Source organism: Streptomyces sp. NPDC111656, from assembly GCF_055656965.1.
Genome location: NZ_JBVKCA010000008.1, coordinates 281,816 through 293,506, shown reverse-complemented (window position 1 = coordinate 293,506; position 11,691 = coordinate 281,816). Strand labels below are relative to the sequence as shown.

Genomic DNA, 11,691 nt, shown 5'->3' with positions numbered 1-11,691 from the left:
AGCAGCAGAAGCGCCGAGAACGCCGCCGGGAACCGGACGTAGACCGTCCACTCCCGGCGGCCGACCGCGCCGAGCCCCCTCGCCACGGCCCGGTCCGCTCCCGCGTACAACGGAACGAGCACCAGGTCGTGGAGGACCGCCGCGCCCACGAACCACAGCGCCACCCCGAACCAGTCCCCCGCGAGCAGCCGCACCCCGGCGTACCCGGCGAGCGCGAACGAACAGGCCAGCAGCAGGATCTGCAGCGGACTGCCCAGGACAGGCTTCCCGAACGGCCGTCGTATCACAGGTCGCCACCTCGCCGGCCGTCGCATCTCAGGTCGTCGCATCACAGTTCTCCGAACGTCATCCGGGCCACCCACTTGGTGTTGAGCACGCCGGGCGCCGCGGGGACGATGATCCGCGCGGGATAGCCGTGGTCGGGGGTCAGGTCCTCGCCGTTGGCGAACAGGGCCAGCAGGGAGCGCGGGTCGCGCACCTGGTTGTAGCGCAGGGCCGCGTGCCGGAAGGCCCCGTGCCGCTGCAGCGACTCCACCAGCACATCGGGCGCCGCGCCCTCCTCGTATCCCACGAGCGCCGCGAGGTCCCGCAGCCGCACCCCCCGCCACCACTGGTCGGAGGTCGACCAGCCCTCCACGCAGGCGATGGGCAACGCGGCGCTGTGGAGCGGGAGTTTCAGCAGCTCGTCCCGGCTCAGCCGGACCGTGCGCCCGCGCCCCTCGACGACCAGCCGCCATGTCTCCCCGGACGTCTCCCGCATGTCGATGCCGACCGCCTCGGCCGTCTTGTTGATCTGGAAGCCGCCGGGTCCGCCGCCCGGTTCGGGGCCGCCGTGCGGCACGAGTACGGCCGTCTCCCGCAGCGGCCCGTCGAAGCTGCGGCCCGCCGTCGTGGCGAACAGCAGCAGTGATCCGCCGCCGACGACCCCGAGGGCGCCGCGCCGCGAGACGGTGGGCGGGGCGGGGTCCGGTGCCACCAACTCATCATCCGTCCGCGGACGTTGACCCTCGTCGCGGAGATGACGCAGATTGCGCAGCGCCATGGGCACCCTCAGCACGGCGTGTGCCACGAACGCGGCGAAGAACACCCAGGCCCCGTAGAAGTGCAGCGGATAGAAGGAGCCGGGGAAGATGTAGTCGAGCTGGATGTTCAGCACGCCGGTGGTGAACTCGAACAGGGCGCCCCCGACGAGGAGGAGCAGCGAGATGCGCTCCAGCGCGTGCGCGAGCGACCGGGCGGGCGGCAGCGTGAACAGTTTCGGCACGACCGACCACAGCTTCGCCAGCAGTACGGGGATCAGCGTGATCCCGAGCGTGACGTGGACGCCCTGGGTGAGGCGGTACAGCCAGGACGGGTTCGTCGGCCAGGAGAAGAGGTAGAAGCCGAGCAGACCCTTGTCCGGGGTCATGTCGTTCACCGGTGAGAGGTCCGGGTTGTAGGCGGCGTACGACACGAGGCCCGTCAGGAACAGCACCGTGATCCCGCCGAGCAGGACGACGCCGAGCACCGAGGTGAACCAGGGGCCGCGCAGTGGGCTGCGCCAGAACGCGGGGGAGGAGGGAGAGCGTGGCATGCCCCGACCGTAGGACGGCGGCACCCCCCGAACGGCTCCGCGAACCATGACGAAACTCTGACGTCCACTCCTGCGGCGGCTCCGGCGGCCGGTCCGCGGCCTAGCGTGCTGATGTGAACCGCGATCTTCCCCAGGGCCCTCCCCAAGGCCCTCCCCAGGACCTTCCCCAGGGCCTTCCCCCGGAGCTCGACCGGCGCCACGACCGCCGCCGCGATCCGCTCCTCGACCTGGCCGCCGTCCTCGCCGCCGCCCTGCTCGTCACGGCGGCCGCGCTGGTCGGCACGTCGATCGAGCGCCGCCACCACACGCTCTTCGTCCGCTGGCCTCCCCTGTTCGCCCAGTGGGAGCCGCACCTCGGCCCCGGCACCCCGGCCGCGCTCGCCGTGGCCGTCGCGGTCGTCGCGTACGGGCCTCTCCTCGCCACGCGGCTGCCGTGGCGGGCGCTGCTGTGGGCGTCCTGGGGCACCGCCGCCGCCTGGACGTTCTCCCTCGCGCTGGTCGACGGGTGGCAGCGGGGGATCGCCGGGCGGCTGACGGCCACGAACGAGTACCTCACGGTCGTCGACCGCTTCCACGACATCCCCGCCACCCTGCGGGACTTCACCCACCACATCGTGAGTCACTCCCCCGCCCCCTGGCCCGCGCACATCGCCGGCCACCCGCCGGGAGCCACCGTCACCTTCGTGCTCCTCGACCGGGTCGGGCTGGGTGGCGGCGGCTGGGCGGGCGTCTGGTGCGTCGTGGTCGGGGCGGCGGCGCCGGCCGCGGTCCTGGTCGCCGTACGGGCGCTGGCCGCCGAGGAGCTCGCCCGCCGCGCCGCCCCCTTCCTGGTCCTCGCCCCGGCCGCCGTGTGGGTGGGCGCCTCCGCGGACGGCTACTTCGCCGCGGTCGCCGCCTGGGCCGTCGCCCTCCTCGCCCTCGCGGTCACCGGACCCAGGCCCCGGGCGACCGGCCTCGCCGCCGGGCTCCTCCTCGGCCTCACCGCGTACCTCTCGTACGGCCTGACGCTGTTCGCCGTGATCGCCGCCGCCGTCCTGCTGCTCGGCTCCCGCCGACTCCGCCCCCTCCCGTACGTCCTCGTCGGACTGGCCGTCGTCCCCCTCCTGTTCACGCTGCTCGGCTTCAACTGGTGGGAGGCATACCGCCTGTTGGTCACCCGCTACTACGAAGGGGTCGGCGGCGTACGGCCGTACGGCTACTGGGTCTGGGCGAACCTCGCCTGTACGGCGCTGATCGTGGGCCCGGCGACGGTGGCGGGCCTGCGCCGAACGGTCGCGACGGCCGTACCCGAAGGCCCCCGCGCCCTCCGTCACCCACACGCCCTCTCCCCCGAGCCCCGCCTCGCCCTCCTCGCGCTCGCCGCCCTGCTCGCCCTCCTGGCCGCCGACCTCTCCGGCATGAGCAAGGCGGAGACGGAACGGATCTGGCTGCCGTTCGCGATGTGGCTCCTGCCGACCTGCGCGTTCCTGCCCCGCCCCCGCGCCTGGCTCACCGCCCAGGCCACCCTGGCCCTGCTCCTCAACCACCTCCTGCTGACCGGCTGGTGACACCAGGAGCGAGGACCGAGTTCAATCCAGCTGCGCCCCGCGGGCCGGGCGTCATAGCCTCCCCCGCATGACCGACCACCCCCTCGTCCCCGACGACTTCGCCGTCCCCACCGGACTGATCACCCCGCACTTCCGTCTGGAACCCCTGGGACCTCGGCACAACGCCTCCGACCACACCGCCTGGTCCGGCAGCGTCGAACACATCCGTGCGACCCCGGGCTTCGAGGACGGGGCATGGCCCCCCACGGACGGAATGACCCTGGAGGCGAACCTCGCCGATCTGCGACGACACGCGGACGACTTCGCTCACAGACGCGGATTCACGTACACCGTCCTCGACACCGAGAGTGGCGAGGTGATCGGCTGCGTCTACATCTACCCGTCCCGCGACCACGCCCACGGCACCGACGTGAGCTCCTGGGTCCGAGCGGACAGGGCCCACCTGGACGCGCCCCTGCACGAGGCCGTCACGGCCTGGCTGACCGCCGACTGGCCCCTCGACACCTTCACCTACCGGCCCCGCCCCCGTCGACTCCCCTGACAGCCGAACGGCGGCGGGCCGGGGCGGTCGGCGGCGCATCGGGGGAAAGGCGCTGTTCAGTGCCGTACCGGGGAGGGAGCGGGGGGCGCGGCGGGGGCGGGCGGCGGTTGCGGCGGGGGGTCGTGGATCTCACGGTGGGCCCAAGCAGAAGCAGTCGTCGAAAGGACCACGTATGCGTGCCCACATATCCGGCTCCCACGTATCCCGATCCGGCATGTCCCGATCCCGCATGTCCCGATCCGGCATGTCCCGATCCCGCGGAATCCTCCTGCCGCCCCTGGTCGGCGCCGCGCCGGCCTGCGGCCCGGTCGGCAGGGCCGAACACGACGCCGTGTTCCACCCGCTGCTGGACGTACTGTCCGCCGTCGCCGAACGGGGCGGCCGTCTCGACGCGGCCGAGGCCGCCGGTTTCACGCGCGCCCTGGAGACGGCGAACGCGTCTGTCGAACGGCGACTGAAGGAACGGGCCGGGGTCGCGGTCGCCGAGCCGGTGACGGTCGCCGATCCGGTCGCGGATCTCCTCGCCCAGCTCCAGTCGACGGTCGACGGGCTGGTCAAGGCCCTGACGGGGGCGCTGGGCACGGTGACCGGCCTGCTGTCGCCGGTGGTCGGGGTGGTCACGGGGCTCCTCGGAAGCGGACTGTCCGGGCTTCCGGCCCTGCCCACCGCGGGAAGTCCGGCGACACCCTCGCGCTGACAAGCGCCCCGGGGCCGGAGGGACGTCAGCGGGCGAGGGACTTGGCGTCGCCCATGACGATCACCGGGTGCTGGGCGGGATCCAGCGTGCGCATCAGTTCCCTCATGTGTTCCTGCGCCAGGCTCACACAGCCGTGCGTGGGGCCCCCGTGGTCGACGTGCAGCCAGATGCCGCCACCCTTGCCAGCGCCGAGCGGGCGGGTCCAGTCGAGGGGTGAAGTGCCCGGCACATGGTTGTAGTTGATCGCGACGACGTAGTCGAAGGAGCCGGCCAGCGACTCCCCCTCGAAGCCCGTGCCGGCGATGGTGAACCCGAACGACCGGTCGTAGGGCAGCTTGGTACCGGGGTCGGGCCGGAGTCCGCCCGCGTCGGTGAGGCTGAACACGCCGATGGGCGAGCGGAGATCACCGGCGTGATGGTCGTCCGTCCAGCCCTTGAGGGCGTTGTGGGCCGGCCAGGTCGCTCCCCGCTCCCAGCCCGCGCCCGTACGCCGGTACAGCGCCACCTGCGACACCGGGGAGTCCTTGCTCCGGCCGGTGACCAGGACGACCTGCCACGCGTTCCCGGGTATCCCGGCCAGCGTCGCGGGGCCGACACCCGGCAGCCGCGCCGGTACGACCGGCACGACGGACTCCGCGCTGTCCGGTGCGGGCCGCCCGGGTCTGGCCTGCGTCGTACCGGGGGCGCCGGTCGGCTCCCGGGCACCGCCGGTCGATTCGGCGCGGGCGCTCCCGCATCCGGCGAGCGTGACGGACAGGACCAGAGCCCCGGCGGCGATCAACGGCGTACGGAGACGCTGTCGGGGGGAGGCCGGGCGACGGGTGAAGGAAGCCATGATCGTCAGCCTGGGGGTGACTTGTGAGGAACTGGTCAGCTCCGCCCGGCGGGGTGAGCCTGACGCGAGCACGGATGTGCCCGGAATGAGCGTTTCGAGAAGATAAAAGCCCTTGCTCACATCCCCCGGGTAGGGTGGCGGAAATGGAGATCCGCCAAGCGACGGCCGGCGCCGCCCTGCCGGAACCCGTACGGGACGCCGTGAACACACCGGCTCCACTGCCGCCGCCGGCCGAAGCCGGGGCGCTGGGCGACGCCGACTGAACCGCCCGAAGACCACTCGACCCACCGGCACCGCACGCCCACTGCCGCCCGTCGCCCCCACAACCCCCGCAACCCCCGCAACCCCCGCAACCCCCGCAACAGGAAAGAACATGCCCCTTCCTCACCCCGCCACCGCCACCGCGACCACGCCCGCCACCACCCCCCTGGCCGTCACCGCGCCCCAGCCCCCGGAGGGAGCCGCCGCCGACATCCGGCTCATCGTCACCGACATGGACGGCACGCTCCTGGACGACGCCAAGCGCATACCCGACGGCTTGTGGTCGCTCCTGGCCGAGCTGCGCCGACGGGGCGTGCTCTTCTGCCCGGCGAGCGGCCGTCAGTACGCCACCTTGGCCAAGGAGTTCGCCGACGCGGGGCAGGGCATGGTGTTCATCGCCGAGAACGGCACATACGTCGTACGGGACGGCGTGGAGCTCAGCTCCGACCCGCTGGACCCGTCCGTCGCCGCGCGGATCGTCACCACGACGCGGGGGCTGCGGGCCGAGGGCGTGGACGTCGGCGCGGTGGTCTGCGGCAAGCGGTCCGCCTACGTCGAACGGACCGACGAAGCGTTCCTGGCCGAGGCCAGGCAGTACTACACCCGGCTCCAGACCGTCCCCGACGCGACCGCCGTCGACGACGAGATCCTCAAGGTCGCCCTCTTCGACTTCGGACCGGTGGAGCGGACCACCGCCCCGGCCCTGCGGCCCTTCTCCTCGACCCACCAGGTCGTCGTCTCCGGCGAGCACTGGGTCGACATCATGAACGTCACCGCCGACAAGGGCGCCGCCGTACGCCGTCTCCAGGACGACCTGGGCATCACACCCGCCCAGACGATGGTGTTCGGCGACTACCTCAACGACCTCGAAATGCTCGACACCGCCGAGTGGTCCTTCGCCATGGCCAACGCCCACCCCGCCATCATCGACCGGGCCCGCCATCTCGCCCCGTCCAACAACGACAACGGCGTCCTGCGCACGATCACCCGCCTGCTCCACCTGCCCCCCATGTGACCGCGGCCGATCAGCCCTCCACCACCCGCCGCGCACCGACCTCGCTCGGGTACTCGCGGACGGTGAACGCGGCGAGGACCCAACCGACGGCGTACGCGAGAAGGGCCGGCAGGACGGGTGCCGCGATCAGGAAGAGGATGCGGCCGGCAAGGGCCAGCCCCGTGGAACGGCGGGTCTGGTCACGTTTGCGGCCGCGGGCCTTGCCGGGGGTCGGCGGGTCCAGGAGGTCCCTGCGGTGGCCCCTGCGCTGCACCACCCACCCCCAGACCAAGGCCACACAGGAGGCGGCCACCTGCGCCCAATCCCACACCGTGCGCACGCCCGACGACAGGTCGCCGCGGAACGACTGGTAGAGCACGAGCGCGATGTAGCAGGCGAAGGCCAGCACGGCGAACCACAGGACGCCCCCGGAGGCACGACGCAGCCAGTAGCGCGCCCCACGCTCGTACCAGGTGGTGCCGAGCCCCGACAGGGACGGGATCCGGGCGGGGGCTCCGAGTGGCGGCGAGCCGGACGATCGTGTGGTCACGCCGAGGATCCGTGCTCCTGCAACCAGCGCCGAGCGCCGACCTCGCTGGGGTACTCACGCACGGTGAGCCAGGCGACCAACCAGCCGACGATGTACGCGGCGAACGCCGGCATGACGGGCGCCGCGAGGATCACGAGGCCCCGGCCGGCGGCGACCAGCCCGGGCGCACGCCTGTTGTGGTCGCGCTTGGCCTGACGGGTCTGCTCGGGGGTGGGCGGGTGCAGAAGGCCTTCACGGTGGCCCCGGCGCTGCTTCACCCACCCCCAGACCAGGGCCACGCAGGCGGCGACCACCTGCACCCAGTCGCACACGGTGCGCACGGTGGGCGGCATCTCACTGCGGAACCCTCGGTAGAGGCTGATCGAGAAGAAACAGACCATGGCCATCACGATCAGCAGGAAGACCGTCGTACGGGCACGGCACAGCCAATAGAGCGCACCGCGCCTGTACCACGTGGTCCCGAGCTTGGGCAGGGCCGGAATATGGGCGGGGGTCCCGAGGGCGTGAACCTCAGAAGATGCTTTTGACGCCATGCCAGATGTCCTTCGCCATTCGTACGCCGTCGTCCCCGGTCTCCGTGAAGACGTGGCCCGTGCCGGTCAGCACACCATCGACTACGCCGTGGTCGTGGATGTCCTCGCTCCAGTGCTCATGGAAGGAGTGGTCGAGGAGACTGGTCGCGCCCACCGCGGCCACGACCCCGACGCCGGCCAGCGCGACCGCGCCTTCGACGGGCAGCGCGGCCACAACACCCGCGCCGACGGCGACACCGCCGAGTGCGGCTCCGCCGTCGACAACGACGGAGTGCTGCCAGGACCAGCCCTTGTCGTGGTCGTCCTTCGCCTCCACCAAACCGCACGCCGCGGCCGCGGCGACGTCCAGCACCGGGACCTCCTTGAGGAACTCCGGCAGCGCTTCGAGGCTTCGGCCGACGCGCAACGCCTCGGCGGCGTCGGCCAGTTTGATGTTGAGAGCCCGGTCGTAGGGGAGCCTGGTGCTGCCGTGGTCGGCGCGGGCGATGTCCTCTTCCAGCGAGTCGACCTTCGTCATCGCGTCGCGGTAGGCGCTCTTGGCGGGGAGGTCCTTGGGCAGCGCGCGGCCTGTCTTCTGGAAGGCCCTGCGCTCGGCGCGGAGTTCCTTCTTGGCAGCCCGCTCCTCCTCCTTGGCACCGTCGATCAGTGTGCGGGCCTCCTTGCCGCCGGCTCGGGCGTCCTCGGCGTCGTACGCGTACAGACCCCGCAGCATGTCGGCAAGGGTGATCTTGTCGCCCGGTGACACCGACGCGGTGACCTGGGCGTACAACCCCCGCAACTTGTCCGCCGCGACCAGTCTCGCGTGCTGCGCCGTATGCAGGATCTCCGTGCGCACCTTGTCGTACTCGCCGAACGCCGAGATCGTCCGCTGTTCGTCGGCGCTCGGCGGATCGGACGTGACGAACTGGAGCGGGGCGCCCTGGGCGCCCATGGGTACGCCCTTCTTCACGGCGATGTGCTCGGCGTTCTGCAGGGCGGTCTCGCAGGCGGACAGTGCGCCGACGAGGGTGTCGAGAATGTCGCCCGCGTCGTGGACGAGGCCCGCGAAGGCGCCCGCCGTGAGGGCGTCCTCGCTCCAGGCGGCGCGGAAGGTCTCGGCCGCGTCGCCCTTCCAGTTCGCGTCGCCGACCAGCTCCTCGACGGCGCTGCTGAGCGGATGGACGACGTCCTCGAGCTTCTTCTTGGCGTTCTTGTACGTCTCGGCCATCGTGCGCAGTCCACCGATGTCGCCGCCGACCCAGCTGTCACTCATCAGCCGTCCCCCACCATCAGGTCCTCGAACAGACCGTGTACGTCGATGTCGTGCCGCTGAAACGAGTCGCGGGCGTACGTCACCTTGTCGCCGTGGTCGTCCAGCCGGTCGGCGAAGCCGGTGTGCAGGGCGACGATGAGGTCGGCGACCTCCTTGATGGCGTGGTCGAGGCCGCTGTCACCGCCGCTGACGACGGGCGGGGCGACCTGGTCGTGCAGGTTCCGGTAGTGGGTGGCCTCGTCGTGGAAGGTCTTGGACATCGAGGTGAGGTCGCTCAGGACCGCCTTGAAGTCGGGCGGCATCAGCGCACCTCCCGTGCGTAGGCGGCCAGATCGTCCGGCAGCCAGTTGCGGTGTCCGGGCGCGACGCGCGGGTCGACGCGGACGGTGACACCGTGCTCGCGCACTCCCTCGGCGAGCGGCCCGATCGACGTGGCGACCCACGGCTGGGCCTCGCCGAGCGCGGCCACCAGCCGAGCCGGCGTGGTGAAGGCGAAGGCCACGGTCCCGTCCGTGGGGTGCTCGAACAGTTCGTAGGCGATGAAGGGCACGCGGGTGGGGCGGCCGGAGGCGTCCAGCGCGTCGACGTAGCGCGGATGGGCCGGGACGAGCACGGGGGTGTGGTAGGCCGGAACGCTGGGCTTCGGGGTCTGCCGTCCCTCGGCGTCCGGCCGTACCGGCGGCTTCGCCTCGGCGTAGTCGAGCAGGCGCGAACGACGCGGCTCCGGGTTCGACGAACGAGGTTCCAGGGCCGAGGAACCGGCCTCGGCCGACGGCTCGGCCGGCCCGGTCTCGGCGTAGTCGGAAATGTGCGACCGTATCGGCGTCCCCACCGCCGTCACCTCTTCACTCTTCGCTCTTTGCGCTGGACGTTTCGGCGCGCTCACCCTAACGACCGGCTCCTAGGGCAAATCCCGCTATGTCAGGCGGCCGAGCCGTGTACATGCCGAGTGCATGCCTTCTGCATACCGACCGCATACCGACCGCATGCTCAACCGATACGGCCGCTGTGACCCAGCTCTCATCTCCGTCGTGCAGCAGACGAGGGGGCTGCCCCGTCGTGGAGGGGTGACAGGAAGGGAGGAGCGTGTGGATCTGGCAACCGAGTGGAAGCTGGGCGCCGAGCGCGGCGGGACCGAGCCGCTGGACATGGACTTTCCCGCTTTCGTCGCCGCCCGGTCGGCCGCCCTGTTCCGTGGCGCCCTCGTCTTGACGGGAAACCGCGAAGCCGCGGAGGACCTGCTCCAGGAGACCCTGGAACGGACCTGCCGCAAGTGGCGCACGATCGCCGCCAAGGACGCCCCCGACGCCTATGTGCGGCGGATCATGGTGAACCTGGCGAACGACCGTTGGCGAAGATTCCGCCGCACGACCCCGCACCCCGACAGCGGCGGCGACCGGGCCGCTCCGGGGGACGAGTACGGGCAGATAGACAGCAGGGACCAGCTCGTTCGCGCCCTTCAGCAGCTGCCGATGCGTATGCGCACGGTCGTGGTCCTGCGGTACTTCCACGATCTGTCGGATGCGGAGATCGCAGCCGACCTGAAGATCTCGGCAAGTACCGTACGGTCCCAGCTCGCTCGTGGGATCGAGAAGCTGAGAAGCCAGTTCCCCGCGCTCCCCGGCCCTTCACCGCAGCGGCCCACGGAAGGAAACCGATGACTTCACACGATGCACGGCCTTCCAGCCGCACCGGTTACACACCCTTCGAAGAGGAACTGGTGAACGCCATGAACGCATTCGCGAACTCCGCCGACGCGCCGACCGTCGACACCGTCGGCATCGTGCGCAAGACCCGCCGCAAGCGCGTCACGGCCATCGCGGGTCTCGCCGCCGCCCTGATCGTGGCCGGCGGCGGCACCGCCCTGGCCACCGCCGTCTCCAACGGATCCAGTCCCGCGAAGCCCGCCGCCGCGGCCACCGCGACCGGCAACGACGCCACCAACGTGCTGCTGAAGGGCAGCAAGTTCCCGCTGGAGTTCGCGGGCCTCGACCTGGACTTCGCCAAGCAACTGCTGCTGAAGGGCCAGCTCAAGCTCGGCACGGTCGGCAAGGTGGACTGCGGCAAGAACGGCAAGCCGGGCTCGGTCCACTCGGTCGACCCGCACAGCCCGAAGACCGTGTCCATCGGCGCCACCATCAACCTGACCCTCTGCGCCGGCTGATCCAAGGCACCTCAACCGCCCCCGCCCCGGTCGTCGCGAGCTCCGACGACCGGGGCGGACGACAGAGGAGTGTGCCGAAGTGTCATGAACGGTCGGGACCTCGTCAGGTCAACGCCAACCCCCTGGCCCGCCGCCCTCCCCCCGCGTTCGATGGAACGCGGATACCCGTGTCGACGTACGCCGAGGGGTGAGCGAGCGATGGGCGAGGGAGAGCGGCGGCGGGTCGTCGTGGGGGTGAGCGGTTCGCCGGGGAGTCTGGCGGCGCTGCACCGGGGCGCGTTCGAGGCACGCCGCACCGGCGCCGCGCTGCTGGTCGTGGGTGCCTGGGAACCGCCGCGCGGCGCGCTCGCCCACCCGAGTTCGATGCTCGCGCCGCCGATGACCGAGTTCCGGCAGATGGCGGACGACCGGCTGCTCACCGCCCTCGCCACGGCCTTCGGCGCCGACGGGCCCGGGGTGCCGTGCCGGGGGCTGGTCGTGTGGGACCGGCCGGGACGCGCCCTGGTGCGGACCGCCGACCGGCGCGGCGACCTCCTGGTGATCGGCGGCGGACGACGCGGCCGGATGCGCCGGGCGCTGTTCCCGTCCGTCGCGCGCTACTGCCTCGCGCACGCCGCCTGCCCGGTGCTGGCCGTACCGCGCTCACCGCTGCACCGCGAACTCGCCTCCGTACGCCGCCGGGTCAGCCTGCGCCTGCCGCTCGACGCCAGCGAACTGACGGACGGCAGGTCCTGAACCACTGCC

14 protein-coding genes are annotated in these 11,691 nt (G+C 71.8%); 7 read left to right on the top strand and 7 right to left on the bottom strand.

Annotated features, from left to right (window positions below; genetic code table 11):
- Positions 1–328 precede the first annotated feature (328 nt).
- Positions 329–1,573, bottom strand: coding sequence for a molybdopterin-dependent oxidoreductase (locus tag ACZ7M3_RS25060; protein WP_472065761.1), 1,245 nt, complete (start codon positions 1,571–1,573; stop codon positions 329–331).
- Positions 1,574–1,686: 113 nt separating this feature from the next.
- On the opposite strand from ACZ7M3_RS25060, the gene ACZ7M3_RS25055 reads away from it, so the two are divergent.
- From ACZ7M3_RS25055 to ACZ7M3_RS25045, 3 genes are all read left to right on the top strand, one after another.
- Positions 1,687–3,120 (top strand): hypothetical protein, encoded by a 1,434-nt coding sequence (locus ACZ7M3_RS25055; RefSeq protein ID WP_472065760.1) that lies wholly within the window; start codon positions 1,687–1,689, stop codon positions 3,118–3,120.
- A gap of 67 nt (positions 3,121–3,187) precedes the next feature.
- The gene (locus ACZ7M3_RS25050; RefSeq protein ID WP_472065759.1) at positions 3,188–3,661 is read left to right on the top strand and encodes a GNAT family N-acetyltransferase; all 474 of its coding nucleotides are present in this window, start codon (positions 3,188–3,190) and stop codon (positions 3,659–3,661) included.
- Positions 3,662–3,905: 244 nt separating this feature from the next.
- Positions 3,906–4,358 carry a hypothetical protein gene (locus tag ACZ7M3_RS25045; protein ID WP_472065758.1) on the top strand — a complete coding sequence of 151 codons (453 nt, stop codon included), beginning with the start codon at positions 3,906–3,908 and terminating at the stop codon, positions 4,356–4,358.
- 25 nt (positions 4,359–4,383) lie between these two features.
- Here the strand turns inward: ACZ7M3_RS25045 and ACZ7M3_RS25040 are convergent, their stop codons facing one another.
- The gene (locus tag ACZ7M3_RS25040) at positions 4,384–5,193 is read right to left on the bottom strand and encodes a L,D-transpeptidase family protein (protein ID WP_472065757.1); all 810 of its coding nucleotides are present in this window, start codon (positions 5,191–5,193) and stop codon (positions 4,384–4,386) included.
- A 373-nt stretch (positions 5,194–5,566) separates the two neighbouring features.
- On the opposite strand from ACZ7M3_RS25040, the gene ACZ7M3_RS25035 reads away from it, so the two are divergent.
- A complete protein-coding gene (locus tag ACZ7M3_RS25035; protein WP_472065756.1) occupies positions 5,567–6,469 on the top strand; it encodes a Cof-type HAD-IIB family hydrolase in 903 nt (300 codons plus the stop codon).
- Positions 6,470–6,479: 10 nt separating this feature from the next.
- Here the strand turns inward: ACZ7M3_RS25035 and ACZ7M3_RS25030 are convergent, their stop codons facing one another.
- From ACZ7M3_RS25030 to ACZ7M3_RS25010, 5 genes are read right to left on the bottom strand one after another with little or no spacing between them, the layout of a single operon-like run.
- Complete coding sequence (locus ACZ7M3_RS25030) at positions 6,480–6,998, bottom strand: hypothetical protein (protein ID WP_472065755.1); 519 nt, start codon at positions 6,996–6,998, stop codon at positions 6,480–6,482.
- Positions 6,995–7,531: a hypothetical protein gene (locus tag ACZ7M3_RS25025; protein ID WP_472065754.1), complete on the bottom strand. Its 537-nt coding sequence runs from the start codon at positions 7,529–7,531 to the stop codon at positions 6,995–6,997. The genes ACZ7M3_RS25030 and ACZ7M3_RS25025 overlap by 4 nt, the downstream gene beginning before the upstream one ends.
- The gene (locus ACZ7M3_RS25020) at positions 7,509–8,783 is read right to left on the bottom strand and encodes a WXG100 family type VII secretion target (RefSeq protein ID WP_472065753.1); all 1,275 of its coding nucleotides are present in this window, start codon (positions 8,781–8,783) and stop codon (positions 7,509–7,511) included. The genes ACZ7M3_RS25025 and ACZ7M3_RS25020 overlap by 23 nt, the downstream gene beginning before the upstream one ends.
- Positions 8,783–9,085 (bottom strand): DUF6317 family protein, encoded by a 303-nt coding sequence (locus ACZ7M3_RS25015; protein WP_075031705.1) that lies wholly within the window; start codon positions 9,083–9,085, stop codon positions 8,783–8,785. The genes ACZ7M3_RS25020 and ACZ7M3_RS25015 overlap by 1 nt, the downstream gene beginning before the upstream one ends.
- Positions 9,085–9,615 (bottom strand): SAV_915 family protein, encoded by a 531-nt coding sequence (locus tag ACZ7M3_RS25010; protein ID WP_472065752.1) that lies wholly within the window; start codon positions 9,613–9,615, stop codon positions 9,085–9,087. The genes ACZ7M3_RS25015 and ACZ7M3_RS25010 overlap by 1 nt, the downstream gene beginning before the upstream one ends.
- Before the next feature lie 256 nt (positions 9,616–9,871).
- Between ACZ7M3_RS25010 and ACZ7M3_RS25005 the strand changes: the two genes are divergently transcribed.
- The 3 genes from ACZ7M3_RS25005 to ACZ7M3_RS24995 all read left to right on the top strand — a co-directional run bounded on the left by ACZ7M3_RS25005 (position 9,872) and on the right by ACZ7M3_RS24995 (position 11,682).
- Positions 9,872–10,444, top strand: coding sequence for a SigE family RNA polymerase sigma factor (locus ACZ7M3_RS25005; RefSeq protein ID WP_472065751.1), 573 nt, complete (start codon positions 9,872–9,874; stop codon positions 10,442–10,444).
- Entirely contained in the window at positions 10,441–10,947 is a 507-nt protein-coding gene (locus ACZ7M3_RS25000) for a hypothetical protein (RefSeq protein ID WP_472065750.1), read from the top strand. The genes ACZ7M3_RS25005 and ACZ7M3_RS25000 overlap by 4 nt, the downstream gene beginning before the upstream one ends.
- Positions 10,948–11,145: 198 nt before the next feature.
- Positions 11,146–11,682 (top strand): universal stress protein, encoded by a 537-nt coding sequence (locus ACZ7M3_RS24995; protein ID WP_472065749.1) that lies wholly within the window; start codon positions 11,146–11,148, stop codon positions 11,680–11,682.
- Positions 11,683–11,691 lie beyond the last annotated feature (9 nt).

What these genes read in the sequence shown, in the direction of transcription:
- ACZ7M3_RS25045 (WP_472065758.1), top strand. Translation starts at nt 3,906, where the DNA reads ATGTCCCGATCCCGCGGAATCCTCCTGCCGCCCCTGGTCGGCGCCGCG.
- ACZ7M3_RS25020 (WP_472065753.1), bottom strand. Translation starts at nt 8,783, where the DNA reads ATGAGTGACAGCTGGGTCGGCGGCGACATCGGTGGACTGCGCACGATG.
- ACZ7M3_RS25025 (WP_472065754.1), bottom strand. Translation starts at nt 7,531, where the DNA reads ATGGCGTCAAAAGCATCTTCTGAGGTTCACGCCCTCGGGACCCCCGCC.
- ACZ7M3_RS25035 (WP_472065756.1), top strand. Translation starts at nt 5,567, where the DNA reads ATGCCCCTTCCTCACCCCGCCACCGCCACCGCGACCACGCCCGCCACC.
- ACZ7M3_RS25040 (WP_472065757.1), bottom strand. Translation starts at nt 5,193, where the DNA reads ATGGCTTCCTTCACCCGTCGCCCGGCCTCCCCCCGACAGCGTCTCCGT.
- ACZ7M3_RS25060 (WP_472065761.1), bottom strand. Translation starts at nt 1,573, where the DNA reads ATGCCACGCTCTCCCTCCTCCCCCGCGTTCTGGCGCAGCCCACTGCGC.
- ACZ7M3_RS25015 (WP_075031705.1), bottom strand. Translation starts at nt 9,085, where the DNA reads ATGCCGCCCGACTTCAAGGCGGTCCTGAGCGACCTCACCTCGATGTCC.
- ACZ7M3_RS24995 (WP_472065749.1), top strand. Translation starts at nt 11,146, where the DNA reads ATGGGCGAGGGAGAGCGGCGGCGGGTCGTCGTGGGGGTGAGCGGTTCG.
- ACZ7M3_RS25050 (WP_472065759.1), top strand. Translation starts at nt 3,188, where the DNA reads ATGACCGACCACCCCCTCGTCCCCGACGACTTCGCCGTCCCCACCGGA.
- ACZ7M3_RS25000 (WP_472065750.1), top strand. Translation starts at nt 10,441, where the DNA reads ATGACTTCACACGATGCACGGCCTTCCAGCCGCACCGGTTACACACCC.